This is a genomic window from Corynebacterium sp. J010B-136, assembly GCF_002967075.1.
Classification (GTDB): domain Bacteria; phylum Actinomycetota; class Actinomycetes; order Mycobacteriales; family Mycobacteriaceae; genus Corynebacterium.
Window position 1 is genome coordinate 114,748 of sequence record NZ_PUGE01000004.1, and the last position, 24,830, is coordinate 139,577.

The window sequence follows — 24,830 nt, forward strand, 5'->3', positions numbered from 1 at the left end:
GGTGTGTTTGAACAAACTCTGACGCCCTTACTTGCATTAGTGGCAGTATTAAGAAATTAAGAACTAAATAATTAGCTTAGATAAAACAATAATTACTTATGACATTTTCTACTCTTCAATGAAAGGAGGAGATGCCCAGTGAGCGCAAAACCTGAATGGGCAGACAAAGATTACTATGCGGATCTGGGGGTCTCCTCGTCCGCGTCTGCAGATGAAATCAAGCGCACTTATCGCAAGCTTGCTCGCGAAAACCACCCGGACACAAATCCCGATAACCCTGAGGCGCTAGAACGTTTCAAGCGGGCAGCTGAAGCCTACGACACCCTATCTGACCCTGATGAGCGCAAGGAATATGACAACTTCCGCAAGATGGTCCGCTCCGGCGGATTCGGAAGGTCAGGAGGCGCCGGCTTTCCCGGCGGGTTTCGGTCGACGCAAGAAGACTTCGACCTCTCCGACATCTTCGGCGGACGGGCGTCTGGACAAGGCGATAGCGGTGGCTTTGGGGATATCTTCGGTGGCGTTTTCAACCGCGGTGGCGGTGGCGGCCGCGCAGCTCGGCCGTCGCGGGGGGCGGACGTCGAGACGGAAGTAACCCTCGAATTCCGCGAAGCAGCCAAGGGAACCACCATTCCTTTGCAGCTTTCCGGTGAGGCACCGTGCACAACCTGTCATGGTTCCGGTTCGAAATCTGGCAAGACCACTACGTGTTCTAACTGTGGCGGTACTGGTTTTGCCAGTGAAAACCGCGGCGCTTTCGCATTCTCTAGCCCATGTACCGTGTGTGGCGGCTCCGGCCGCGCGGTTACCGACCCATGTGATGATTGCAAGGGCCAAGGCACCGTGCACCGTACCCGGTCCATCACCGTTCGTATCCCAGCGGGGGTCATCGACGGGCAAAAGGTGCGTTTGGCAGGCCAAGGTGAGGCAGGGCCTAACGGCACTCCATCCGGAGACCTCTTCGTCAAAGTTAAGGTCAAGCCGGATAAGGTATTCACTCGTGAAGGCGACGACTTGCACGTAACCGTGCCGGTAAGCTTTGCGGAACTGACCTTAGGCGACACCATTAACGTGCCAACCTTGGATGCGCCAGTGCGCGTGAAGGTACCTGCAGGCACTCCCGATGGCCGTACCCTGCGTGTACGCGGACGTGGAGTTCCAAAGCGCGGCGGTACTGCCGGCGACCTGATGGTCACAGTCCAGGTAAAGGTTCCTTCGAACTTGGATGCAGCGGCATCGTCAGCATTGCGTACTTACGCCCAGGCAGAAAAGGAATCTGGTTTCAATCCCCGTGCTGGGTGGGCGGGGAATGCGTAGGAGGTGTGAAAATGAGCGAGAAAACTCTCTACGTCATTTCTGTAGCCGCCGAACGTGCCGGGATGCACGCGCAGACGCTGCGCACCTATGACCGTCTTGGTCTGGTGACCCCGGAGCGCACCTCCGGCGGTGGCCGGCGCTATTCCGATCGCGATATTAAGCTGTTGCGCCGAATTCAAGAGCTCTCTCAAGAAGACGGCGTAAACCTAGCTGGAATTAAAGCGATTATTGAGTTGACCGAAGAACGCGACCGACTGCGTGAAGAACGCGATGCGCTAGCGCAAGAGCTGCATGCTGTGCGCTCGGCGCAGGCGCAGGCCCGTGGCCAGCGTGGAGGCGAGCTTGTCCACGTTCCCCGGTCCACGTCCGTGGTCATGTGGAAACCACGACGTCGTCGCAGCAGCGAGTCGTAGAAAAATTTCAGTAGATAAGACCCCGTATTCATGTAGTTGAGTGCGGGGTCTTTTGCCATCAGTGGTGGAGTACTCCCAAGGGCAAGGCTGCGGTGTGAATCCTGTCCTTTAAAAATAGTCCGTGCTGTCATAGGTTGGGGGTGTGAAGCAGAAATACTATCTTCTCTCTGATGGAAAGATACTGGGTGGGGTGTGCTCAGGGATTGCTGACCGGCGCGGTTTTGACCCGAATGTTATCCGGTTTTGGTTTGTGCTTCCCATGGTGTTTGGGGTTCCCATGGTTGCGGTCTACCTGTGGGTGTGGCTGACATTCCCGGAGAAAGCAGAGGTTAATTAAGGGATCTAGCCGCGGCGGGGGTGTCTTGTTAATTTCGTGGCTTAAACATTCAACATGTATTAACATGGTGGCAGACGTGACTTGGTTCATGTTCCATCCATATTGGGGCGTGCATTACTGCTGCGGTTGTGGTGTGCGCATTCGAAGAGAGGCTAATCATGACTGTTTATGCACAACCTGGAACTGAAGGCTCAATCGTCAACTACCGCGAACGCTACGACAACTTCATCGGCGGTGAATGGGTCGCACCGGCTGACGGTGAATACATGGACAACATCAGCCCTGTCACCGGTGAAGTCTTCTGCCAGGTCGCGCGCAGTAAGGCAGCGGATATCGACAAGGCAGTAGATGCTGCGGAGAAGGCTTTTGAAACCTGGGGTAAGACCTCAGCCGCAGAGCGCTCTTTGGTGCTGCTGCGCATCGCGGACATCATCGAAGAGAACCTGGAAGAAATCGCTGTCGCTGAGACCTGGGAAAACGGTAAGGCTGTGCGTGAGTGTCTCGCAGCGGATATCCCATTGGCAGTAGACCACTTCCGTTACTTCGCAGGTGTTCTGCGTGCTCAGGAAGGTCGCCTGTCCCAGATTGATGATGACACCGTGGCTTATCACTTCTATGAGCCACTCGGCGTGGTGGGTCAGATCATTCCATGGAACTTCCCAATCCTCATGGCAACCTGGAAGATTGCGCCAGCACTGGCAACCGGTAACTGCATTGTGATGAAGCCAGCAGAGCAGACCCCAGCGTCCATCTTGTACTTGATTGAAAAGATTAAGGATGTTGTGCCAGCAGGTGTTCTCAACATCGTCAACGGCCTGGGTGAGGAAGCCGGTGCGGCGCTGACCGCGAATGAGCGCATTAAGAAGATTGCGTTTACCGGTTCCACTCCTGTGGGCAAGATGATTAACAAGAGCACCGCCGAGCGCATCATCCCAGTGACTTTGGAGCTGGGCGGTAAGTCCCCATCCATCTTCTTCAAGGACATCATGGATGAGGATGATGACTTCCTGGAGAAGTGTGTTGAGGGCTTTACGATGTTCGCGCTGAACCAGGGCGAGGTCTGTACCTGTCCATCGCGTGCGCTGATCCACGAGGACATCGCAGAGGACTTCCTCAAGCTTGCCATTGAGCGCGTGAAGGCTATCAAGATTGGTAACCCACTGGATACTGAAACCATGATGGGTGCGCAGGCTTCCGTGGAGCAGATGGAAAAGATTAAGTCCTACCTGGAGATTGGCCCAGCAGAAGGTGCAGAAACCCTTATCGGTGGTGGCATCAACAAGATTGATGGCCTGGAAAACGGCTACTACATTGAGCCAACCGTCTTCCGCGGCAACAATGACATGAAGATCTTCCGCGATGAGATCTTCGGCCCAGTCCTGGCAGTGGCAACATTCAAGGACTATGACGAAGCCATCAAGATTGCCAATGACACCAACTTTGGTCTTGGCGGCGGTGTCTGGACCCGTGGCCAAAACACCGCATACCGTGCCGGCCGTGACATCCAGGCTGGTCGCGTGTGGGTCAACCACTACCACGTCTACCCAGCGCACTCCGCTTTCGGCGGCTACAAGGAGTCGGGACTTGGCCGTGAGAACCACCTGATGATGATGTCTCACTACCAAGAAACCAAGAACATGTTGGTCTCTTACTCTGAGAAGCCGGCTGGCTTGTTCTAGCGCGTAGCTATGGTGCGCAGCCCTTCTAAAAACACCGGGTCAGTCCAGTAGGACGTATGGGTTCCTTTCGGTCTGGTGGGGAAGGGCTGCGCACCAAATGTTGGTGCTGTGGGGTCTACTCCATGGGCACCGCCATAGTTGCCGCCAGTAAAAGATATAGGATCTCCATCATTGGTTACCGCTACCACTGAACCGTCAAAGCCCAGTTGAGACGAGTGCGAAACACCGACTCCGGGGCTGCCCACGAGCACTAATTCATCCGCCTCCAAGCCTTCGCGTGCGGCGTATCCAGAAACCACTGACCCGTAAGAGTATCCGGTAACCACCTTTTTGGCAGCGGGAAAGCGCTGGCTTAAGCTGCGTTGAAAGCGCGCTAGCTCACCGCCGGCAGCTTCGGCGGGCGCGGCATGGACGGCACGGGAAAGATTCGCTGGTGCCCTGTATCCCAACCATAAGGCTGTGACGCCGCCGGTGGCATTCGCAATAGAACGCGAACGCTCGATTGTGGTCGGCCATCGAGTTTTATCAGAAGAGCCAACGCCTTCGACAAAAGTCGTCACTGAGCTTGGTGAGGTTTTTACCTCGTGCGGGTCTATGATCGCCACCATGGTGTCCTCGCCGACTTCGAGCAAATACACATCCGGGTTGGCCTCGGCTAAAGCTTGAATTTCTGGCGGAGCTTGGGCCATATTGAGCTCATGAATAGCATCGAGGGAAAGCTCGCCGAACTCATCCAGTCTCTTCGGCGGTGGGGTAGCAACTGGCGTGCATAAAGCATCGATGCTGCGCGCACATGCCCAATCTAAGGCATCGCCGAGCGCGTTGAGATTCGTCATTAAATCTTCGCCCAGGCTGCTCAGCATCAGCTTTTCAGCACGCTGTTGCAAGGTGGCAAATACTTCCAAGACCGTAGAGGCAACGGCCATTTTGTGCACGGGAGCATTTAAGCTTGTCGATGCCTCCTGCACATTTCCCAACGCGATTTCCAAAGCATGACCGCTTAAACCAGCATGGGTAATCTCGCGTTGATAGCCCTCGGATTCCTCACGGAACTGCGCGAGCGAAACGGAGTGCTGGCGCAGCATCGCCGCAGCCTTAAACATTTCAGCACTGTGTAGTTTCATAGAATCCGCCTTAACTGCGCTGCCAGCGAATTATCGTCACTGCGCATTCGCGTTAACATGGCCGCGACAGAATGTAATTGGTCCGCACAGGCGTGCGTTGATTGCGCAATTGCACTAGACCAAGAAGTAGTGGCACTAGATAAGGCATGCGCGGTTAAAGAATCGGGGCGAAGGTGGTGAGCGACCTGCCCAATTTCCTGCGGAAGCAGCGAATTCGTGGTGAGATCTAAATAGTCATGGATGAGGTTTTCACTGGCATTATTAAAGAAAATGTTCATGCCATAATCATTGCGACGCCTATCGTCGCAGTCTAGGGTGGGCACTATTAGCTTGTGGATAACTTCCTCGAGATCCGCGAAGAAAGGCAAACATGAAGGTAGCAGCTGTGCAATTTGTATCCGGCGGAGAGATTGACGCCAATCTTTCGCGCGCGAAAGAGCTGATTTCTACCGCCGCGGGCGAAGGCGCGAAGCTCATCGTGCTGCCGGAGGCTACCGCGCAATCTTTTGCCTCGGGGCGCTTAGATTCTCAAGCGCAAGAACTCGATGGCGATTTTGCGAGCCAGTTAAAAGCGCACGCTGAATCTTTAGGCGTCACGGTGGTCGCGGGCATGTTCCGGCCCGCTGACACCGTGGATAAAGACGGCAAGACTATTAACCGCGTGTATAACACCGCGTTGATTACCGGTCCTGGCGTGCACCTGGGCTACAACAAGATCCACACCTATGATGCTTTCAACTACCGCGAATCTGACACCGTGAAACCCGGCAATGAACTGGTCACTTTTGAACTAGATGGCATAACTATCGGGGTAGCGGTGTGCTACGACGTGCGCTTCCCCGAGCAGTTCAAGGCGCTGGCTCGACAGGGTGCGGAAATCATCGTGGTGCCCACCAGCTGGGCAGACGGTCCAGAAAAACTGGAGCAGTGGCGTTTACTCTCAGCCACCCGGGCGCTCGATTCCACCTCTTTTGTCATCTGTGCCGGGCAAGCGCGCCCAGGCGGGCTGGCCAAGGCCGGAGAAACTTCGGGGCCAACCGGTATTGGGCACTCGGTCATCGTCAGCCCTACTGCCGAGCGCCTGGCCGAAGCGGGCTACGAAGAAGAAATCATCTACGCTGAGTTGGACCCAGAGTTAGTCGCTAAGACCCGGAAAACTTTGCCCGTACTTGAGGCTTTGAGTTAATTGCCCTTCGCCCCAGGGGTGGGTTTCAATAATACAATCGACAATCCCTGCGCGCGCTAGCCCAACATTTAAAATGCCGGCGCCCTCCGTAACCTCATCGGCTGGGCCAACAAGCACGCAGCGGCGGAAGACGTGAGGATTAGAAAGCAACGCCTCCAAAGCCACGTGCGCTGGATTATCAATCACCGTCATTTCCGGGATAGCAGTGTGCTCAGGAAAAGCCCGGTGCGTGCCGTACAGGACGGGGTCGTGGTCCTGGCTGACGGTATGTTGCATGGAAATCTCTGGCGCTAGTTCCACCAGGTTATTTTGCAGCAACAAGTCATAGTGCCCACCGGGGCTTTCCGCGTGCGCTAATACCGCGACCGGTTGGGAATCTCCGTCGGCAATTTTGCCCAGAAGATATGACCTCACCGCCGCCCAACCGGTGCCGTAACAGAGGAAAAGATCAGGGCTGGTTGCTGCATCGCCTAGATAGGTGACGTCAAGATCCTCAGGGAATTTCCCCCGCGCATTGCCTAAAGTCCACACATCACCAGGCCGGGCGAGTGTAAGCAACGTGGAGGCATCGCCAGCATCGGTGATGTGGAAAGACACCTGCGCGGTCTCATCGGAGATATTCGCAGGCGTGAGCAAACGCCACACTCCAGGCAGGTGCGCGGTGGTCACGGGCAGGGCTTGCCCAGGCTGAAAGTCAATCGGAAAAGCCGATTCTAAATGCACCACTGCGGTCTTGCGGTTTGGGCGTTCAACGGCTGCGACCGTGGCAGTATGCGCGGGAGGGATACCATCCCAGTCGGCCTTGACCGCGGCATCTTTCATGATGGTGCAGATGCTGCGTAGGCGGGCGGAGGTGGCATCGATAAGCTTGGGCGACAGGTCAAATAAATCCAGCGCATCAATTAAGCACTGCGCAAAAGTGTCATAAATGTCCGGCGGGAAACCCAAACGGCGGTGGTCTTGGCCCAGCTGGGCAGCCAACGGATCGACTGTGGCGGCCGGATTTTCCAACGCCCACGCAATCGCCACGGTCAAATCCACATGCCGGGAGCTACGCGCGGGGGCAAAGACCTGACGAGCCTCAAAAATTCGGCTAAAGAGCAGCTCATGCACCCTCTCGCGGTACTGCGCATCGGCTTCGCGCAAGGCTAAAGCCAGTTCCCGAAATGTCGTTAAAGTTGAAGTGCCCGTCACAGAAAACCAGCCTACCGCGTAAATAATTTCTGCAAATCCACAGACAGGACTTAACAGACCTGTAAGTTAAGCGGCATGGAGTATTCAGCATCAGGCGAACGCCTCCTAGAAATCGCGTCACAGCTTTTCTACGCCGAAGGTATCGGAGCGATTGGCGTGGACCGCGTGGCCGAGGAAGCAGGGATTTCGAAACCCACGTTGTATGCGCAGTTTAAAAATAAAGCTGGGCTTGCCGCTGCGGTCTTGTAGCGTCGGCGCGAGACACGGGAGCGCACCATCACTGCCTATCTCGACGAGCTACCGGAAGGTGAGCCGAGCAAGGTGTTGGCGCTGTTTGATTTCTTCATCCAAGGGCATGCCAAGCCGGGCTTTCGCGGTTGTCCATTTACCAATGCAGCCGCAGAGCTTCCCGATGCCACCCACCCCGCCCGCCTTGTCATCGGTGAGTACAAAGCGTGGATGCGCAGCCTGCTCACCGAGCTGGCAGAAGCCGATGGATTGGATAGTCCCGCCTGGTGGGGTTCGACGCTGATGCTGCTTATCGATGGCGCCAATGCCCGCGTGATCACCACCGGGGATAAGAACTCCATGAAAGATGCTCGTCAATCTGCGGCCGCGATGCTTCAGGCGCTTCAGCGTCAATAATTCCGCACAATACTAAAGGAGAAGATCATGAAAGATACTTTGCAGCCAGGAATTACCCACACCATGACTTATAAGGTGCCAGACAACCGCACCGTGCCAAATCTTCTGCCCGAGGCACCTGAATTTGTCGCTATGCCAGAGGTTCTCGCAACCGGCTATATGGTCGGCATTATTGAACTTGCCTGCATGCAAGCCCTGCACGGCTACCTTGATGACGATGAAATCACCCTGGGCACGCATGTGAACTTCTCCCATGCCGCGCCAACTGTTCCTGGATCCACGGTGACCGTGGACGTGAAACTCACGGACGTCGACCGCCGCGCGCTGACCTTCGAGATTGAAGCACGCGATGAGCACTCCACCATTAGCACCGGCACGCATCAGCGCGGCGTGGTCAACCGTGAGCGCTTCGAATCCCGGCTGAGCCGCTAGTTAGCGGTTCAGCGAAAGTACGGCAACGGGTGGAAACGAGGCAGCGGTTCAGGCAAATTCAGAACAAAAACAAGGAGAAATTAGTGACCAACAAAGTATTTGATACCCACTTGCACATCATTGACCCAGCGCACCCGCTGCAAGAAAACAACGGCTACATGCCAGATCCTTTCACTGTCGCGGACTACCAGAAGCGCATCGAAGGGCTGAATGTCCAAGGCGGTGCGGTGGTCTCCGGCTCTTTTCAGGGCTTTGACCAGGGCTATCTTATCGATGCCCTCAAAGCGCTGGGCTCTAACTACGTAGGAGTTACGCAGATTCCGGGAGATACGGAAGACGAGCGAATTCTTGAACTACATGAGGCAGGCGTGCGCGCGGTGCGTTTTAATGTCGCACGCGGTGGTTCGGCGAACTTGGATGAGCTCGAAAATCTGGCGCGCCGGGTCTATGACTTGGCTGGCTGGCACGCGGAATTTTATATCGATGCCCGCACTATCGATGAAGACTTATCGCAGCGTATCGCGGCGTTACCAGCGGCCAGCATCGACCACCTCGGCATGCACGAAGATGGCTTGGACAATCTCCTGCGCCTAGTGGAGAAGGGCATCAAGGTCAAAGCCACCGGCTTCGGGCGCGTGGAGTTGGATCCAACCGCAACTATCAAGGCCATTGTGGATGTCGATCCGACAGCGTTGATGGTGGGCACGGATTTGCCATCGACACGCGCAAAGCGCCCTTTTGACAATGCCGACTTTGACCTTATCGCCCAGGCCCTCACCCCTGAGCAAGCCGCGGCAGTGTTCTGGGACAACGCTGCGGCTTTCTACTTGGGTGATAATTAGTCAATTGGGTAGCCGGACGGGCGGCCTTCCGTATTGGGAATCCAGCCTAATGCTGGGGCGACGTGCTCGGCGAAGTTTTGCAGAATCTTCGTGTTCACGTCCACGCCCATGCCGGTAGGAATAGCGATGAGCAGGCTGTCTGCTTCCATCACGGCGGGGTCGGCCTTGAGCTGTTCAATAAGTACGTCCGGCTCGTCGGCGTAGGTACGGCCAAAGATAGCGGCGCCAGCTTCTGGCAGCATGCCGACCTGGTCAGTGCTGGTGCCGTGCAGGCCGAACATGCGGCGGTCGGCGTCATCAACAATCGGGAAGATAGAACGGGAAACGCTCACACGCGGGGTCCACTCGTGACCGGCTTCCTTCCAGGCCGCGCGGTAACGGCGAATCTGCTCCACCTGCACCTCGCCTAAAGTTTCGGCGGAAGTTTCAGAGACCAGGGTCGAGGACATCAAGTTCACGCCATCTTGCGCGGCCTGCTCCGCCGATGCGTGGGTGCCGGAACCGTAGAAAATGCGCTGACGCACGCCAGGAGAATGCGGGAAGACGGGCAGTGGAATGCCTGGCTGATACATGTTCGGGTATTGGCGCTCGAGTGGTGCAGCTGTTGCCATGCCGTGGCCGTCCAAAGCATCCATCAAGCGCAGGAAGTTTGCGCGCGCTAAATCCGCACCATTGGGTGCTTCAGACTTATAGCCAAATGCTTCCCAGCCGCGGTCGGCAGCTTCTGGTGCGCCGCGGGAAACACCCAAAGCAATGCGGCCTTCAGCAATCTGGTCCAGGCTCGCGATCTCCTCTGCCAAATACAGTGGATTTTCATAGCGCATATCAATAACGCCAGTGCCCACTTCAATGTGCTTAGTCGAGCCCGCAATCGCGCCCAGCAGCGGCATGGGGGCGGCGGCCTGTGGTACGAAATGGTGCACGCGGAAAGAAGCATTATTAACGCCAATCTCATCAGCGTTCTTTGCTAGTTCCAGGTGGATTTTCGCCATGTCAGTGGCGTTAGGTTTGTTGTTGCCCAGTGCGTAGTGACCGAAACTTAAAAAGCCAAATGATTTCATAGCGTGCAGTCTACCTCAGATTGTTGATTTGTCACTTAAATGTTGAAGTGATTTCTCTCGCCGTTGTGCCCTGTGTGGCACAGCTTATTCGCACCCGCATTATTGGCTCCGGAAGAATCTTGCGCCCCGCGGGCATTTGCGCGATAAATCTTCCGCAACTTCCCTGTCTGTGCCTGAAAGTAGGGAGCACATTGCGCGGCTTTCGCCGTAGAGTTTTCCCAGGTAAGCAAGCTGAAACTCAAAGGAGAGATACTGTGGAAACAAGCGTAATCATGGCATTCGCGGCGCTGTCTTTGGCGCTCATCGCCGTTCCAGGCGCCGACTGGGCATACATCATCGCAGCCGGAATTCGCGGCCGCGTGGTAGCGCCCGCTGTTAGTGGGCTCATGCTTGGATATGTCGTGATTACGGCTGTGGTCGTGCTTGGTCTAGGTCCAATAGCGGCGAATGCACCGATGTTTCTAGTTCTGCTGACCATCGGCGGCGCGGGATATCTGATTTACCTTGGGATAAAGACACTGCGCAGCACCGCGCAGATGGCAAACATGGAATTAGCGCTCGCGCCGGCTGGCAGTTCCATGGGCTATGTCTGGCGTGGCGCTGCGGTGAGCGGCCTGAACCCGAAGGGCGTGCTGTTCTTCTTGTCCATCTTGCCGCAGTTTGTGCGCACGTCCAGTGACTGGCCGCTTTCGGTGCAGATGGGTGTTTTGGGCCTGGTGTGGATTGTCATTGGCGGCATCTTCTACGCCATCCTCGGCTCCGCTATCGGGCGCGTGATGGCCACCCGCCCGCAGTTTGCGCGGGTTACCACCAAAGTGGCAGGCGTCGCGATGATTATGCTCGGCGTGGTCATGCTGGGTGAGAAGGTCATCGAGTTCAGCCAGACCGGCGGCATGCTGGCGTAAGTCCACTGGACTTACGGGTGATTAAAATTTCAGGCCTATTAAATAGGAGGGTGGTGCGCCACCACCGTCTTCATCACCATGGTGGAGGTTAGCCGCCCCGCGCCGGGCAGCACGGACAGCTTACGGTCATAAAGTTCCTGGTAGTGCAGCTTCGATTTCGCCGCCACCAGCAGCTGATAATCAGGCTCGCCGAACAGGCGGTGGGCTTGCACTACGTTGGGAATTTTGGCCAGGGCCTCTTCAAATTCCAGCACGGCTTTGCCGTTGCTCTCGCGCAGGGTGACAAAAACTAGCGTCTCGAACGGAAAACCCATCAGCTCATGGTTGAGGTCGGCACTAAAACCGCGGATGACACCGGTTGTTTGCAGGTCGCGGAAGCGACGGTGGCAGGCAGACAGACTGAGCTTTACCTTCTGCGCAATCTCAGTCATCGTCGCGCGTCCGTCTTGCTGCAGAAGAGTCAAAATCTCCCGGTCAATTGCATCCATGCCTACAGATTCTACAAAGCCGGCAAGTGTTAGCTGTGCAATAATGCGATTATGGAGATTACGCTTCCTTCTGACTGTGGAAATTCGCCCCGCATGGCGCTGGTCGCAGACCTCGCCGTCGCATGGGCAGCCGATGATAAGGACACGCTAGGGCAGTGGCTTGCCGATGATTCCTCATGGTCCACTTTCGGCCCCTCCTTACCGCAAACCGCGATTTCGGAAGTGGTTGTTCTCGGCGCAATCAATCACGGGCGCGCGGCATCGTGTGATGGTTATCTCGAATTTGCGGACAGCGAACAGCCGCGGGTGCGCTTTAGTCACGTGTTCGCATTTTCCTCCACTACTAAAACAGCCAAGGTCAAAGCAGTACGCACGTATCTCACAGTCTCGTAGCAGAACCGTCACGATTGATGTGTGCGCCTTAGGACATTCGGTTAACAATCGTGGTTTGCGATACAGTACCTAATGACTCTCCTACGATCTAGGGAGAAATATGCAGTTTTTGCTGGTAATCCCAGTAGAAAACGCTCAATCCGTACATGAAATTCTCTAATACATCACAAGAGGGTGCTTACAAAGACTTATAACGTCTTTAAATGAAAGGAAAAGAACACGTGGAATTCTCCGCCTTTGATCTGATGGTAGACGTCGGGTTAATTTCAATCCTGATGGTTGTCGGCAATGTCCTGCGTCACCGCATCAAATTTATTTTCCAGGACCTGCTGCTTCCAGCACCAGTTACTGCCGGCCTGCTGGGCCTTCTACTTGGCCCTAATGTGCTTGGTATCTTCCGCTTTTCGGATTCGATGGGGGATTACACCACCATCTTGATCGCCGTCGTCTTTGCATCTATGGCCTATTCCATGGATGTCGGCGGAAATATGCGTAAGGGTGCGCGGAATATGTGGGCGTATTCCACGGTCATGTTCTTGGGCCAGTGGGGCCTGTTTATCCTGCTCGGTCTGTACTTCTTCCGCCCTGTCTTTGATACGCCAGACTGGTTCGGCATGATGCTGCCCGTTGGCTTTACTGGCGGTTTCGGTACTGCTGCCGCCGTGGGTGGCGCGCTGGAAGACATCGGCGCTTCCGATGCTGCCTCCTTGGGCTTTACTTCCGCTACCGTGGGTACTTTGGCCGCTATCGTCGGCGGTATTATTGCCGCGAACTGGGGTATTCGCCGTGGCAAGGTTGCAGAAGTTCCTTCTGAAGGCCTGCCTGAGGACCTGCGCAAGGGCTACATCGCGAAGGTTGAAGACCGCCCATCTGTGGGCCGTGCAACCACCAACCCTTCTGCGATTGAGCCACTGACCCTGCACTTGGGCTTCATCGTGCTGACCGTCGTTGCTGCTTACGGTCTCAATAACTTTATTTCCAGCATCTGGGAGCAGGTTTCCATTCCGCTGTTCGCGATGTCGATTGTCTTAGGCCTAGTATTCCGCGCGATTATGAATGCCATCGGCGCGAAGGACTACCTGGACCGTGAGACCACCTCTGCGGTTTCCGGTGCTGCAACGGATTACCTGATTGCCTTCGGTATCGCCGCGATTGCACCAGCTGCAATTGCTAGCTACTGGGTGCCACTGTCGATCATGTTCGTGCTCGGCACCATCTTCTGTGTCTTCTTCCTGCTGTGGTTCCCAGCAGAATTCTTCGGCGAGAACTGGATTGAGCGCGCACTCTTCGGCTGGGGCTGGGCAACCGCTGCCGTCTCCACCGGTATTGCGCTGCTGAAGATCGTGGACCCGAAGCTCAAGTCCGGCACTCTGTCCGAATACGGCATGGCATACGTTGGCTTTGGTCCATTCGAAATCGGTATGACGGTTATCGCACCAATCGCGGTGGTTTACGGCATGACTGCTGGACTCGGTTGGCTCTCGGTACTGCTTGCCGTTGGCATCTACCTCCTAGCGAAGTTCGGCGGGTGGATGCCGCCGCGCGGTACGATTTTCGCCCGCGGAATCGGGCATGTGGGAGAAAAGGCTCCCAAGGGCTAGCTTCTAACTAACTAGCTCTTAATTGAATAGAAAAGCACCCAGGCTCTTTTGCCTGGGTGCTTTTCTATCCCTGACCGGGGGTAAATGCACCCTACTGTACCAAGTTGTCTATGTTGTGTGGAATACTCAGTCTTGTCCTGGTGTTGTCATCAAGGCAAGCAGTTTTCCCAAACATTTCCCTACAAGTGAGGTTTTATCATGGCTTTTCCACCGGTAAGAAACTTCTAGCAGCCCTAGCGGCAGGTTCCGCAGTATTTACCCTCGCAGCGTGCAGCTCTTCTGATAGCGACAATGCTGCTGATGGTGAGACCACCCAGATTCGCGTTGGCACCTCTCCAGGTCCTTACTCTGAACTCTTCCGTGAAGGCATCGATCCAATCTTGACCGCGCAGGACTACGAGATTGATTACACGGAATTTACTGACCTGCGCCAAGCTGATGTCGCTTTGAGCGAAAATGATGTTGACCTCAACGTCGACCAGCACACCGCGTACATGAACGTCTTTAATGATGAAACCGGCTCGGATCTGGCCAATATCACTGATATTCCGACCGTTGCGACCAAGATTTACTCCAACGACTTGAAGTCTTTGGATGATGTCGCAGACGGGCAGACCATTGGTATTCCTGCTGATGGATCCAACCAAACCCGCGCATTCCGTTTGCTGATTAAGCTCGGCTGGATCACGGTTAACGAAGATGCCGATCAGAACCTGCTGACTCCATCCGATATCAAGGACAATCCTCATAACCTGGACATCCAGCCTATGGATTCCGCTACCATTCCACGCGCTTTAGGTGACTTGGACTGGGGTGTTATCCCGGGTTCCATCGCATATTCTTCCCAGGTTGACCCAGCGTTAGCGCTCGAAGAAGATCTGACCGATGACCTCATCTAGCAGGCGGTCACCACTGAAGGGCAGGTTGATTCTGACTGGGCGAAGGCAGTTGCTGAGGCCTACCGTTCTGAAGAATTCCTTGATTTCGTGGCCGAGCAAAACGAGGATAACTACTGGTTCATCCCTGAGTCCCTGCAGAAGTAGAGCTAAATTTTGGTAGCTGTTTCATTCCGCAACGTATCCAAAGTCTTCGAGAGCAAGGCCGGCGCAATCACAGCGCTTGACGATGTCAACGCTGAAGTCCCCGCCGGCTCCATCTTCGGAGTAGTCGGCACCTCTGGTGCTGGTAAGTCCACCTTGTTGCGCACCGTCAATGGTCTGGAAAGTCCAAGCTCGGGCACCGTGCAGGTGCTCGGCAAAGAGGTCACCGCCCTGGGCGGGGCAGATCTTCGTGCCTTGCGCCGTGACGTGTCCATGGTCTTTCAGCACTACAACCTGCTTAATAGTCAGTCAGTAGCGCACAATGTCGGCTTGCCGCTGATTTTGGCCGGCACGCCCCGCGCGCAAGTTAAAAAGCGGGTCGCGGAAGTGCTAGCGATGGTGGGGCTTGAAAGCCGTGCGGAAAATGCTCCGAAACAGCTCTCCGGAGGTCAGCGCCAGCGCGTCGGCAATGCCCGAGCGCTGGTGACGAACCCGAAAATCTTGATTTGTGATGAGCCGACCTCGGCACTGGATCCGATTACCGCCAACCAAATCTTGGACGTGTTGATGAAGGTCAACAGCGAGCTGGGGATTACGGTGTTAATTATTACCCACCAGATGTCGGTGGTCTCGCGCATCGCGGACCAGGTCGCGGTGATGGAACATGGCCGCGTGATTGAACAAGGTGATGTCGCGCAAGTCTTTGCCCATCCGCAGCAGGAGTTAACGCGGCAATTTGTTGAAACCGTGGTGCCGCAAAAGCTTCCGCTCGCTATTGAGCAAGAAGTGCACAGCGGCAAGTTCAACCGCGTTATCCGCGCCGTGCACACCGGTGGGGCAGCACGTGACCTCATTTCAGATTTTGGTGCGCAGGGTGTGCACGCATCGTTATTGCATGCCTCTAATGCTGCTTTGCGCAGGCAGTCCGTCGGCACGGTGGTCTTAGGGCTTTCTGCGCAAAACGCCTCGCTTATCGATGCCTCCCTGGCATCCCTATCGAACCGACCCGGCCTGGACGTGGAGGAAGTGAACTAATGGATGTAACCGATATTTTTGACACTCGCGTCGGGTTGGAAAAGTACGGCGAGGCCGCTGTTGAAACCTTGTACATGGTGGGCATTTCTTTGCTCGTCGGCACGCTTTTAGGCGCAGCTCTTGGCGTTATCTTGGTGCTCAACCGACCTAGTGGATTGCGTCCTATTCGGTGGCTGTACGAAGTCGTAAACTTTGTGGTCAACACCGTGCGTTCGCTGCCTTTTATTATCTTGATGGTCGCGATTTTGCCCTTTACCCGCGTGATTGTCGGCTCTTCGATTGGCACTACTGCAGCGCTAGTCCCACTGACCATCTTCATCGCGCCCTTTATGGCTCGTCTGATTGAGCAGTCAGTCCTAGATGTTGATTCTGGAATCTTGAAAACCGCCGAATCCATGGGCGCAACGACCTGGCAAACCATTCGCTACTTCCTGCTTCCCGAAGCCAAAGCCGGCATCATTTTGGCGCTCACGACATCGACCATCACGTTGATTTCTGCCACTGCCATGGCCGGTACCATCGGCGGCGGTGGCGTGGGTGACCTCGCCATTTCTTATGGTTACCAGCAGTTCGACACCATAGCGATCATCATTACCGTGATTATCCTCATTGTGGTCGTCCAGCTCATCCAAGCTTTTGGTACGTGGTGGGCACGCAGAGCCCGCAACGATTACTTGATCCAAATAGGCTCAACTTTTTTCAAAATATTTGAACCTGAGTGGAATAGACTCAACTTGGGCTGCGTTGGAACAAGTGAAGCACCTATGATGGAGGCTGAAGAAATAGCTAAAAGGAGAACTAATGAACTCATTTAATCCCACCACGAAAACCCAAGAAGCCTTGCAGCAAGCGCTCGCCAAGGCTTCCGCTAATGGCAACCCGGATATCCGCCCAGCGCACTTGCTGGCCGCAATCTTGGATCAAAAAGACGGGATCGCTGTCCCCGTATTGAAAGCAACCGGTGTCGATCCTGACACCGTGCTGGCTGAAGCACGCGCATTAGTAGATAGCTATCCCAAGGCTGAGGGCCAGAATATGGCCAACCCTAATTTCAACCGCGATGGTCTCAACGTACTGACCAACGCGCAAGAACTCGCCGGGGAGCTGGGGGATGAATTCGTCTCCACGGAAGTATTGCTCGCTGCTATTGCAGCATCAAAGTCAGATGCCGCAGAGCTGCTTATTTCCCGTGGCGCTACCGCAGAAGCTATTAAAGGCGCATTTCCATCTGTGCGCGGTGCTGCGAAAGTAACCAGCGAGAACCCGGAAGAGCAGTTCCAGGCATTAGAGAAATACTCCACGGACTTAACCGCACGTGCGCGCGAAGGCAAGATTGACCCGGTTATCGGCCGCGATCAAGAAATTCGCCGCGTCGTGCAGGTCCTGTCCCGCCGCACGAAGAATAACCCAGTTCTGATCGGTGAGCCTGGTGTAGGTAAGACCTCCATCGTGGAAGGCCTTGCCCGCCGAATTGTTGCCGGTGACGTCCCAGAGTCACTTAAGGGCAAGACGTTGCTGTCGTTGGATCTTGGTTCCATGATTGCGGGTGCGAAATACCGCGGTGAATTCGAAGAGCGCCTGAAGGCCGTCTTGGATGAAATTAAGGCATCTGAAGGCCAGATTATTACCTTCATCGATGAGCTGCACACGCTTGTCGGCGCGGGCGCTACCGGCGAAGGCTCGATGGACGCCGGCAACATGATTAAACCCATGCTGGCGCGCGGTGAGCTGCGCCTAGTCGGTGCAACCACCTTGGATGAGTACCGCAAGTACATCGAAAAGGACGCCGCGCTGGAACGCCGTTTCCAGCAAGTCTATGCCGCTGAGCCTTCTGTGGAAGACACCATCGGTATTTTGCGTGGTCTGAAAGAGCGCTACGAGGTCCACCACGGTGTCCGCATTATGGACTCCGCGCTCGTTGCGGCAGCAGAGTTGTCGAATCGCTACATCACCAACCGTTTCTTGCCGGATAAGGCTATTGACTTGGTCGATGAGGCCGGCTCGCGCCTGCGCATGGAGATTGACTCCTCCCCGCAGGAAATCGATGAGCTGGAGCGCATCGTCCGCCGTATGGAAATCGAAGAGTTGGCGCTGAAGAAAGAATCAGATGCCGCCAGCCAGGATCGCTTGTCCAAGTTGCAGCAAGAGCTTGCTGATGAACGCGAAAAACTCGGCGAGCTGCAAGCCCGGTGGAATAATGAGAAGAAGTCCATCGATGATGTCCAGCAGGCCAAAGAGGAACTGGAGAACCTGCGCCGCGAGGCAGAAATCGCCGAGCGCGACGGTGACTATGAGCTAGCTTCTGAGCTGCGCTACGGCCGGATTCCGAAGCTGGAAACCCAGGTCGAGGAAGCTGAAGAGCGCGCGAACCAGCAGCACAACACCATGCTGGTGGAAGAAGTCTCCCCAGATGTCATCGCTGAGGTTGTCTCCGCCTGGACCGGTATTCCTGCCGGCAAGATGCTCGAGGGTGAAACCGAGAAGCTTCTGCACATGGAAAAGGTTCTGGGCCGTCGCGTGGTCGGGCAGTCTGAGGCAGTTACTGCTGTCTCCGATGCCGTGCGTCGTTCGCGTGCAGGCATTGCCGATCCGAACCGCCCAACTGGTTCCTTCCTCTTCCTAGGCCCAACGGGTGTCGGTAAGACGGAGCTTGCCAAGGCACTGTCGGAGTTTCTCTTCGATGATGAATCCGCCATGGTGCGCATCGACATGTCGGAGTACGGCGAGAAGCACTCGGTTGCACGTCTTATCGGTGCGCCTCCGGGATATGTCGGCCACGAGGCTGGCGGTCAGCTCACCGAGGCAGTGCGTCGTCGTCCGTACACGCTGGTGCTTTTCGATGAAGTTGAGAAAGCCCACTCGGATGTCTTCGATATCTTGCTGCAGGTGCTTGACGATGGCCGCCTGACCGATGGCCAAGGCCGCACCGTCGATTTCCGCAATACGGTTATCATTTTGACCTCGAATCTTGGTGCCGGTGGTGACCGCGAGCAGGTCATGGCAGCAGTGAAGAAGGCATTCAAGCCGGAGTTTATTAACCGTCTTGATGACGTGGTTGTCTTTGAACCACTGTCTACTGAGTTGCTTGAGGGCATCGTCGATATCCAGCTGCAAAGCCTGGCGTCGCGTCTGGAGCAGCGCCGTCTGGAACTCGATGTTGATCTCTCTGCCAAGCACTGGCTCGCGGAACGCGGCTACGACCCAGATTATGGTGCTCGTCCGCTGCGTCGTCTGATTCAGCAGTCGATTGGTGACCAGCTCGCCCGCGAGCTGCTCGCTGGCCAAGTCCGCGACGGCGATACGGTGCATGTCACCACCGCCGAAGACGGTGAATCACTGACTCTGTCCACCAACTAATCCCACCCTTCTCTAGCGCGCAGCGTCCATTCATTGCGATTCTGCGCGCTAGCGCATTTGCGCTGCCGACTCAGTGCTGAGCTTATAGAATGAGCAGCATGAGTATTTTGGTATCTCCGCAAGCCCTCAATGATCTAATTCATCAAGGTCAGCGCTACACCTTGTTGGCCTCGCTGTGGGGAACTAGCGAATATGACGGCGCACAACAGTTCCAGTCTTTGCACATTCCTACTGCCCAGTACTGCGATACCGCTGGCGCGCTGGCTGGATTGCCTGGCTCGCGTGATGGCCGCAACCCGATGCCTGATCCGAAGCTGTTGCAAAAGCACTTTGAAACCTGGGGCCTGCGCCAAGACCGCCCCGTTATCGTCTACGACGAAGGCCGCGGACTATTCGCTGGCCGCGCCTGGTGGATTTTGCGCTGGGCAGGTGTAAAGAACGTGCAGATCCTCGACGGCGGCTTTGCGAATTGGCGTCGGCATAAGCTGCCAACGCTTACCGGCCCGGGCAATATCTCCGTGGAAACTGATCAGATTGTGGAGCCGCAGCCGCAGATGGTGGCCACGATCGAAGACGTCAAGGCGCATACCGGACTGCTGCTCGATGCCCGTGAAGCCAACCGTTTTGCCGGGCGCCGTGAAAACCTGGACCTAAAAGCTGGCCACATCCCAGGTGCCGTCAATATTCCACAGCGCAACTTCCATCACCCAGACCGCACCTGGAAATCCAAGGAAGAAATCTCCGAGATTTCCGACCAAGCCGGCATCACCAAAGACAATGTCAAAGACGCCATTGTCTATTCTGGCTCCGGCAATCACTCAGCGCTGGCACTTGCGGCGCTGGAATTAGTTGGTCTGACCGGCGCACGGCACTATGTCGGTGGCTGGTCGCAGTGGTCGGCAAATCCCGCTAACCCCGTAGAACGCGGAGATCGCACGGCAATAAGCATTTAAACCCCGTGCAGGCAGTAAAGTAGAGAAGCGATGGCTATTGTACTTCTCCTTCTCTCCCTGGGCGCAGCCGTAGCGGCTATTGCGCTGTGGCGCGCTGCCAACAAACAGGAACTGCCCGCGCCCGCACCAGCTGCGCAGCCAGAAATTGAGGCCGAGGCCCAGCCTGAGCCCGAACCTAAGCTCTCGTCGGAAGCGGAACCAGCACCCTTACCGGAACCTTTGCCCGAACCCATGGCGGAGCCAGAAGCTGAGCCAGATTCCGAACCAGCGCCTGAGCCCGAACCCGAACCCGAGTTACAGCCGCAGCCACAAACACAGGCGCAGCCCGAGCATCACGCTCGCTTGATGCTGCCAGGGGCTCTAAAGCGTGAACGTCGGCACTGGGCAGAGGCGAAGAACTTCGAGTTCTTAAAATCCGATGACTACCTCGCGGATGAGTGGACACGCGGTGCTGCTGCCAGTGGTGCTGCCCCGCGCGATATTGTCGTTGGCAATGTCTTTGGCCACGAAATGCTGCTGATGGATCTTGGCGGAATTAACGTCATGGCCATGCGCACGGGCGCGGCTTCAGAAGAGGTCATTGATTTCCGCCGCGATAATGCCTTGACGCAAGAATCCTCCAATGACTTGCTTGAAGCCTTTTCCGCCGCGGATTTCACCGCGCTGGCTACTGATACCGCCGTGGCTCAGCGCATGCGTGATATCCGCGTGGATGTTGCGCTCGAGCGCATGCCCAAGGAAGTCACGGGCATTTGGATGGAATCCGAATGGGTGCTTGCACAAACCACCAAAAATGCCATGTCGCCGGTCTGGGAAGAGATGCTCGCCCCACTCGCATTGCTTGCCGATGCCGCCCGCACCCTTCCACCACGGCCATCTTCTGGCCAGGAACTGCGCTTAGAAGACGGCGACCCCACCCGTCCCGCACCACCCGCGGGCCCGGTGGAACTTTCGGGGCTGCCCACAATCCGCACGAGCCCGGAGCACTTTGAGCACCCACCCGTGCAAAGGCCGGAAGAACCCATCGAATTGCCCACCCGCGTGATTGATGATTCCCGTGGTGACTTCGATGACAATGACACCGACGCGTACGATATTGGCGCTGATGATGTCGACGCAATCGGCGACCAACCCGCTGAAAATCAGACTCCCAACCCCACGGATGTGCGCATCACCCGCCAACAAGGCACTGATGCTTCCATTTTTGAAGATTACGACGATTAATCAACCGAATAATTGACCCGAATAGAAAGGCCCGAAATTATCATGAGCTTGGACCCGCAACTCAAAGCCCGCCTGGCAGAACTAGTTAAAGAACTTGCTGTTGTCCACGGCAAAGTCACCTTGTCCTCAGGCAAGGAAGCTGATTACTACGTGGATCTGCGCAGGGCGACGTTGCAGCATGAGGCGTCACGGCTCATCGGTAAGCTTTTGCGTGAGCTCACAGCTGACTGGGACTATGTCGCCGTAGGCGGCCTGACCTTGGGTGCTGACCCTGTTGCCACCTCGATCATGCATGCCGACGGCCGCGATATTGATGCTTTTGTAGTGCGCAAGGAAGCCAAGAAGCACGGCATGCAGCGCCGTATTGAAGGCGCGAATATCGTCGGGCAAAAAGTCCTAGTCGTTGAAGATACGACCACCACCGGCAACTCGCCGCTGACTGCTGTCGCCGCGCTGCGCGAAGCTGGCGCTGAGGTCGTTGGCGTCGCCACCGTCGTGGACCGTGCCACCGGCGCCGCTGATGTCATCGCCGCGGAAGGTCTCGAATACCGCTACCTGCTCGACCTTGCTGACCTAGGCCTGTAGATGGAAACACAACAACCCGGCCCCACCGAATGGAATGAAGGCCGCCACGGCGTTGGCCCCTGGGAAGGCGAGCTGCCCACCGATGAGCACTATGATTCGCAATTGCTTGTCGATGGCGACCGCCGCAACGTCGTCGACGCCTATCGCTATTGGAGTCGCGAAGCGATTGTCGCTGATATCGATACCCGCCGGCACTCGCTGCACATCGCGATTGAGAATTTCGAAAACGACGCCAATATCGGCACCGTTGTGCGCACCGCTAATGCCTTTGCCGTTGATACCGTGCATATCGTGGGCCGGCGCCGCTGGAATCGCCGCGGCGCGATGGTGACCGACCGCTATCAGCACCTGCAGCACCACGACACCGTCGGTGAGCTGATGGCCTGGGCACGCGAGCAAGACTTAACCGTGGTGGCCATCGATAACACCCCCGGAAGTGTTCCTTTAGAAACCGCCGAATTACCTTCGCATTGCCTGCTACTATTTGGTCAGGAAGGCCCCGGGGTGACCGAAGAAGCGCAGGCAAGCGCAAAAATGACCTGTTCGATCGCTCAGTTTGGTTCAACACGCTCCATTAACGCGGGTGTAGCAGCGGGTATAGCCATGCACACGTGGATTCGCCAGCACGCAGATTTATCGCGCGCATGGTGATATAAATCTTGTATTGAATACCAACTTGAGGAGTGATAAAGCCGCCGTGGAAGAGAAATGGTCGCATCGCGCCGACCTTGCTGAGTCGGCAATTCATGATCGGCATGCAACGTCTGTGTGGTCATTGCCCCGGACGAACCTAGCGGTCGTGAGCTGGCCACCCGTGTCCAAAGAGCGCCTCTTTGTGCATTGGCACTACTGGTGGCAAGCTCACTATGTCGATTGTCAGGTGGATGCGGCTTTGCGTCATAACACCAAGACTCGACGCAAAAGAATTGCTGACACTCTCCGCGGTATCCGACGTCGCAACATTACGGCTTTGACTAAAAACCGTTATTATGACGACAAGTTGTGGCTGGCTCTGGCCATGGACCGAGTGGCGAAGCTGCCGAAGATGTCACGGCCGAAAAGCCTGACATCGTTGCAAAACAACATCCTTGACGGCCGGGATAAGACCTTCGGTGTGCTGCCGTGGCGCGAAGGCGAGACCTTTTTAAACGTGCCCACCAATGGCCCTGCGGCGATCATGCTCGCGCGCATGGGGCGAATTGATGAAGCCCGGCACATCGTGGACTGGATTTATGACAACTTGGTCGACGATGACGGCTTCATCATGGACGGGCTGCGCATGCGCATGGACGGTCCGGAGCTGGTGCGCAATATCCACCCTTACTGCCAAGGCGTTGTGTTAGGCGCGTGTTTGGAGATCGCATTAGCGTTGCGCGAAGAGGCCGGAGTGGGCTCTTTGGAGCAAATAGATTCAGTCCGCGACGCCGAGCTTGCCGATGAAACCATGCGCTATCTCACCCGCATCCGCGGCCTCGTGCAGGCCGTGGCTTCGGAGATGGCAACGCCTGCTGGTGTTATCGATTGGGACACTGGCGATGGCGACGGCGGGCTGTTTAAAGGCATTCTGGCGCGCTATTTAGCTGAAGTTGCGGTGCGTTTGCCGGCCGATTCTCCGGCGAACCGCGCAGCGCGCAAACTTGCGGCAAGGTTGGTCATGGCCTCGGCAAACTCCGTGTGGGAGCACCGCCTAGAAGTCGACGGCTTGCCAATTTTCGGCACCGACTGGACCGCGGACGCACGCTTGCCCCATAACTACGGCGTCGGGGCGAGCTCGCTTGGAGAAAAAGTCGGTGTCATCCGCATTGCCGAGCGCGATCTTTCGGTGCAGCTATCAGGCTGGATGCTGCTCGAAGCAGCCGCGCGGGTAGCCGGCACGCTCGAAGAAAGTTAATTTCCTAGCTAAGTTCGCGGCAAGAATTCCTTCACGCAGGCATACTAGTTAGTGACATTTCATTCCACGCGTAAGAAGGAAGAATTCATGCCTATCGCAACTCCTGAAATTTATAACGCAATGCTTGACACCGCCAAGAAGGACGGCTTTGCGTTTCCCGCGATCAACTGCACCTCCTCGGAGACCATCAACGCAGCGTTGAAGGGCTTCGCCGAAGCAGAATCCGACGGCATCATCCAATTTTCCACCGGTGGTGCTGAATTCGGTTCCGGTCTGGGTGTAAAGAACAAGGTCGCTGGCGCACAGGCGTTGGCTGCGTTTGCTCATGAGGCAGCGAAGCACTACGGCATCAACGTCGCACTGCACACTGACCACTGCCAGAAGGAAGTGCTCGATGAGTTCGTGCGTCCATTGATTGCGATTTCCCAGGAGCGCGTCGACCGCGGCGAGCTGCCACTGTTCCAGTCCCACATGTGGGATGGCTCCGCTGTGCCTATCGACGAAAACCTCGAAATCGGCCAGGAACTGCTCGCAAAGGCGAGCGCTGCCAACATCATTTTGGAAGTTGAAATCGGCGTCGTCGGCGGCGAAGAAGATGGCGTTGAAGCCAAGGCCGGCGCGAACCTGTACACCACCGAAGAAGACTTCGCCAAGACCATCGATGCCCTAGGCACCGGCGAAAATGGCCGCTACCTGCTGGCTGCAACCTTCGGCAACGTGCACGGCGTGTACAAGCCAGGCAACGTGAAGCTACGCCCAGAGATCTTGGACATGGGCCAGAAGGTCGCCGAAGAAAAGCTCGGCCTCGCTGCTGGTTCTAACCCATTCGACTTCGTCTTCCACGGTGGCTCCGGCTCCGAGAAGGAAAAGATCGAAGAAGCGCTGCGCTACGGCGTTATCAAGATGAACGTCGACACCGATACCCAGTACGCGTTCACCAACCCAATCGCGCGCCACATGTTCGGCAACTACGACGGCGTGTTCAAGATTGACGGCGAAGTCGGCAACAAGAAGGTCTACGACCCACGCTCTTACCTGAAGAAGGCAGAGCAGTCCATGGCTGAGCGCATCATCGAGTCTTGCCAGGACCTTAAGTCTGTTGGCAAGTCCGTCAGCAAGTAAGAGCTT

24 protein-coding genes and 2 pseudogenes are annotated in these 24,830 nt (G+C 56.1%); 22 read left to right on the forward strand and 4 right to left on the reverse strand.

Annotation, left to right across the window (positions count from 1 at the left end; genetic code table 11):
- The first annotated feature begins 138 nt into the window (after window positions 1-138).
- The 4 genes from dnaJ (at window position 139) to C5Y44_RS07985 (ending at window position 3,746) form a co-directional block, all read left to right on the forward strand.
- Complete coding sequence (dnaJ, locus tag C5Y44_RS07970; RefSeq protein WP_066796626.1) at window positions 139-1,317, forward strand: molecular chaperone DnaJ; 1,179 nt, start codon at window positions 139-141, stop codon at window positions 1,315-1,317.
- An 11-nt stretch (window positions 1,318-1,328) separates the two neighbouring features.
- Window positions 1,329-1,730 carry a heat shock protein transcriptional repressor HspR gene (locus tag C5Y44_RS07975; protein ID WP_105324448.1) on the forward strand — a complete coding sequence of 134 codons (402 nt, stop codon included), beginning with the start codon at window positions 1,329-1,331 and terminating at the stop codon, window positions 1,728-1,730.
- A gap of 142 nt (window positions 1,731-1,872) precedes the next feature.
- Window positions 1,873-2,067 carry a PspC domain-containing protein gene (locus C5Y44_RS07980; RefSeq protein ID WP_105324449.1) on the forward strand — a complete coding sequence of 65 codons (195 nt, stop codon included), beginning with the start codon at window positions 1,873-1,875 and terminating at the stop codon, window positions 2,065-2,067.
- Between the two features lie 158 nt (window positions 2,068-2,225).
- Complete coding sequence (locus C5Y44_RS07985) at window positions 2,226-3,746, forward strand: aldehyde dehydrogenase family protein (RefSeq protein WP_105324450.1); 1,521 nt, start codon at window positions 2,226-2,228, stop codon at window positions 3,744-3,746.
- On the opposite strand, the gene C5Y44_RS07990 is transcribed toward C5Y44_RS07985, so the two are convergent.
- On the reverse strand, window positions 3,743-4,870 hold the full coding sequence (locus C5Y44_RS07990; RefSeq protein WP_105324451.1) for an alpha/beta hydrolase: 1,128 nt from the start codon (window positions 4,868-4,870) through the stop codon (window positions 3,743-3,745). The two genes, C5Y44_RS07985 and C5Y44_RS07990, sit on opposite strands and share 4 nt — an antisense overlap.
- Window positions 4,871-5,240: 370 nt before the next feature.
- Between C5Y44_RS07990 and C5Y44_RS08000 the strand changes: the two genes are divergently transcribed.
- A complete protein-coding gene (locus C5Y44_RS08000) occupies window positions 5,241-6,056 on the forward strand; it encodes a carbon-nitrogen hydrolase family protein (RefSeq protein ID WP_105324452.1) in 816 nt (271 codons plus the stop codon).
- Here C5Y44_RS08000 and C5Y44_RS08005 read toward each other — a convergent pair.
- Window positions 6,006-7,250, reverse strand: coding sequence for a hypothetical protein (locus tag C5Y44_RS08005; RefSeq protein ID WP_105324453.1), 1,245 nt, complete (start codon window positions 7,248-7,250; stop codon window positions 6,006-6,008). The two genes, C5Y44_RS08000 and C5Y44_RS08005, sit on opposite strands and share 51 nt — an antisense overlap.
- 75 nt (window positions 7,251-7,325) lie before the next feature.
- Here C5Y44_RS08005 and C5Y44_RS13465 point away from each other — a divergent pair, with 75 nt between their 5' ends.
- The 4 genes from C5Y44_RS13465 (at window position 7,326) to C5Y44_RS08020 (ending at window position 9,169) form a co-directional block, all read left to right on the forward strand.
- Complete coding sequence (locus C5Y44_RS13465; RefSeq protein WP_233189912.1) at window positions 7,326-7,499, forward strand: TetR/AcrR family transcriptional regulator; 174 nt, start codon at window positions 7,326-7,328, stop codon at window positions 7,497-7,499.
- Between the two features lie 72 nt (window positions 7,500-7,571).
- A complete protein-coding gene (locus C5Y44_RS13470) occupies window positions 7,572-7,895 on the forward strand; it encodes a hypothetical protein (RefSeq protein WP_233189913.1) in 324 nt (107 codons plus the stop codon).
- A gap of 27 nt (window positions 7,896-7,922) precedes the next feature.
- A complete protein-coding gene (locus tag C5Y44_RS08015) occupies window positions 7,923-8,327 on the forward strand; it encodes a thioesterase family protein (RefSeq protein ID WP_105324454.1) in 405 nt (134 codons plus the stop codon).
- A gap of 83 nt (window positions 8,328-8,410) precedes the next feature.
- Window positions 8,411-9,169, forward strand: a complete 759-nt coding sequence (locus C5Y44_RS08020; RefSeq protein WP_105324455.1) for an amidohydrolase — start codon at window positions 8,411-8,413, stop codon at window positions 9,167-9,169.
- Here the strand turns inward: C5Y44_RS08020 and C5Y44_RS08025 are convergent.
- Window positions 9,166-10,230: an LLM class flavin-dependent oxidoreductase gene (locus C5Y44_RS08025; RefSeq protein ID WP_105324456.1), complete on the reverse strand. Its 1,065-nt coding sequence runs from the start codon at window positions 10,228-10,230 to the stop codon at window positions 9,166-9,168. The two genes, C5Y44_RS08020 and C5Y44_RS08025, sit on opposite strands and share 4 nt — an antisense overlap.
- Before the next feature lie 254 nt (window positions 10,231-10,484).
- On the opposite strand from C5Y44_RS08025, the gene C5Y44_RS08030 reads away from it, so the two are divergent.
- Entirely contained in the window at window positions 10,485-11,135 is a 651-nt protein-coding gene (locus tag C5Y44_RS08030; protein WP_105324457.1) for a LysE family translocator, read from the forward strand.
- A gap of 38 nt (window positions 11,136-11,173) precedes the next feature.
- Here the strand turns inward: C5Y44_RS08030 and C5Y44_RS08035 are convergent, their stop codons facing one another.
- A complete protein-coding gene (locus C5Y44_RS08035; RefSeq protein ID WP_105324458.1) occupies window positions 11,174-11,623 on the reverse strand; it encodes an Lrp/AsnC family transcriptional regulator in 450 nt (149 codons plus the stop codon).
- 51 nt (window positions 11,624-11,674) lie between these two features.
- Between C5Y44_RS08035 and C5Y44_RS08040 the strand changes: the two genes are divergently transcribed.
- The 12 genes and pseudogenes from C5Y44_RS08040 to fbaA all read left to right on the forward strand — a co-directional run bounded on the left by C5Y44_RS08040 (window position 11,675) and on the right by fbaA (window position 24,824).
- Window positions 11,675-12,016, forward strand: coding sequence for a hypothetical protein (locus C5Y44_RS08040; protein WP_105324459.1), 342 nt, complete (start codon window positions 11,675-11,677; stop codon window positions 12,014-12,016).
- Window positions 12,017-12,219: 203 nt separating this feature from the next.
- Window positions 12,220-13,617, forward strand: a complete 1,398-nt coding sequence (locus tag C5Y44_RS08045) for a sodium/glutamate symporter (protein WP_105324460.1) — start codon at window positions 12,220-12,222, stop codon at window positions 13,615-13,617.
- Window positions 13,618-13,802: 185 nt separating this feature from the next.
- A pseudogene (locus tag C5Y44_RS08050) lies at window positions 13,803-14,660 on the forward strand (MetQ/NlpA family ABC transporter substrate-binding protein).
- A 9-nt stretch (window positions 14,661-14,669) separates the two neighbouring features.
- Window positions 14,670-15,692 (forward strand): methionine ABC transporter ATP-binding protein, encoded by a 1,023-nt coding sequence (locus C5Y44_RS08055; RefSeq protein WP_199186011.1) that lies wholly within the window; start codon window positions 14,670-14,672, stop codon window positions 15,690-15,692.
- Window positions 15,692-16,360, forward strand: a pseudogene (locus tag C5Y44_RS08060) (methionine ABC transporter permease); the annotation flags it as partial. The gene C5Y44_RS08055 and the pseudogene C5Y44_RS08060, both read left to right, overlap by 1 nt.
- Before the next feature lie 133 nt (window positions 16,361-16,493).
- Window positions 16,494-19,049: an ATP-dependent chaperone ClpB gene (gene clpB / locus C5Y44_RS08065; RefSeq protein WP_105324462.1), complete on the forward strand. Its 2,556-nt coding sequence runs from the start codon at window positions 16,494-16,496 to the stop codon at window positions 19,047-19,049.
- A gap of 98 nt (window positions 19,050-19,147) precedes the next feature.
- Complete coding sequence (locus C5Y44_RS08070; RefSeq protein ID WP_105324463.1) at window positions 19,148-20,002, forward strand: sulfurtransferase; 855 nt, start codon at window positions 19,148-19,150, stop codon at window positions 20,000-20,002.
- Between the two features lie 30 nt (window positions 20,003-20,032).
- The gene (locus C5Y44_RS08075) at window positions 20,033-21,226 is read left to right on the forward strand and encodes a hypothetical protein (protein WP_105324464.1); all 1,194 of its coding nucleotides are present in this window, start codon (window positions 20,033-20,035) and stop codon (window positions 21,224-21,226) included.
- A 42-nt stretch (window positions 21,227-21,268) separates the two neighbouring features.
- Window positions 21,269-21,811, forward strand: a complete 543-nt coding sequence (gene pyrE, locus C5Y44_RS08080; protein WP_066796556.1) for an orotate phosphoribosyltransferase — start codon at window positions 21,269-21,271, stop codon at window positions 21,809-21,811.
- Window positions 21,812-22,462, forward strand: a complete 651-nt coding sequence (locus tag C5Y44_RS08085) for a TrmH family RNA methyltransferase (RefSeq protein WP_066838611.1) — start codon at window positions 21,812-21,814, stop codon at window positions 22,460-22,462.
- Window positions 22,463-22,508: 46 nt separating this feature from the next.
- A complete protein-coding gene (locus tag C5Y44_RS08090) occupies window positions 22,509-23,702 on the forward strand; it encodes a glycoside hydrolase family 76 protein (protein ID WP_105324465.1) in 1,194 nt (397 codons plus the stop codon).
- Window positions 23,703-23,789: 87 nt separating this feature from the next.
- Window positions 23,790-24,824 (forward strand): class II fructose-bisphosphate aldolase, encoded by a 1,035-nt coding sequence (fbaA, locus tag C5Y44_RS08095; RefSeq protein WP_105324466.1) that lies wholly within the window; start codon window positions 23,790-23,792, stop codon window positions 24,822-24,824.
- Window positions 24,825-24,830 lie beyond the last annotated feature (6 nt).

Excerpts from the sequence above, each read along its gene's own strand:
- C5Y44_RS07975 (WP_105324448.1), top strand. The coding sequence starts at position 1,329 with ATGAGCGAGAAAACTCTCTACGTCATTTCTGTAGCCGCCGAACGTGCC.
- C5Y44_RS07985 (WP_105324450.1), top strand. The coding sequence starts at position 2,226 with ATGACTGTTTATGCACAACCTGGAACTGAAGGCTCAATCGTCAACTAC.
- C5Y44_RS07990 (WP_105324451.1), bottom strand. The coding sequence starts at position 4,870 with ATGAAACTACACAGTGCTGAAATGTTTAAGGCTGCGGCGATGCTGCGC.
- C5Y44_RS08000 (WP_105324452.1), top strand. The coding sequence starts at position 5,241 with ATGAAGGTAGCAGCTGTGCAATTTGTATCCGGCGGAGAGATTGACGCC.
- C5Y44_RS13465 (WP_233189912.1), top strand. The coding sequence starts at position 7,326 with ATGGAGTATTCAGCATCAGGCGAACGCCTCCTAGAAATCGCGTCACAG.
- C5Y44_RS08015 (WP_105324454.1), top strand. The coding sequence starts at position 7,923 with ATGAAAGATACTTTGCAGCCAGGAATTACCCACACCATGACTTATAAG.
- C5Y44_RS08025 (WP_105324456.1), bottom strand. The coding sequence starts at position 10,230 with ATGAAATCATTTGGCTTTTTAAGTTTCGGTCACTACGCACTGGGCAAC.
- C5Y44_RS08035 (WP_105324458.1), bottom strand. The coding sequence starts at position 11,623 with ATGGATGCAATTGACCGGGAGATTTTGACTCTTCTGCAGCAAGACGGA.
- C5Y44_RS08040 (WP_105324459.1), top strand. The coding sequence starts at position 11,675 with ATGGAGATTACGCTTCCTTCTGACTGTGGAAATTCGCCCCGCATGGCG.
- C5Y44_RS08045 (WP_105324460.1), top strand. The coding sequence starts at position 12,220 with ATGAAAGGAAAAGAACACGTGGAATTCTCCGCCTTTGATCTGATGGTA.
- clpB (WP_105324462.1), top strand. The coding sequence starts at position 16,494 with ATGAACTCATTTAATCCCACCACGAAAACCCAAGAAGCCTTGCAGCAA.
- C5Y44_RS08070 (WP_105324463.1), top strand. The coding sequence starts at position 19,148 with ATGAGTATTTTGGTATCTCCGCAAGCCCTCAATGATCTAATTCATCAA.
- C5Y44_RS08075 (WP_105324464.1), top strand. The coding sequence starts at position 20,033 with ATGGCTATTGTACTTCTCCTTCTCTCCCTGGGCGCAGCCGTAGCGGCT.
- pyrE (WP_066796556.1), top strand. The coding sequence starts at position 21,269 with ATGAGCTTGGACCCGCAACTCAAAGCCCGCCTGGCAGAACTAGTTAAA.
- C5Y44_RS08085 (WP_066838611.1), top strand. The coding sequence starts at position 21,812 with ATGGAAACACAACAACCCGGCCCCACCGAATGGAATGAAGGCCGCCAC.
- fbaA (WP_105324466.1), top strand. The coding sequence starts at position 23,790 with ATGCCTATCGCAACTCCTGAAATTTATAACGCAATGCTTGACACCGCC.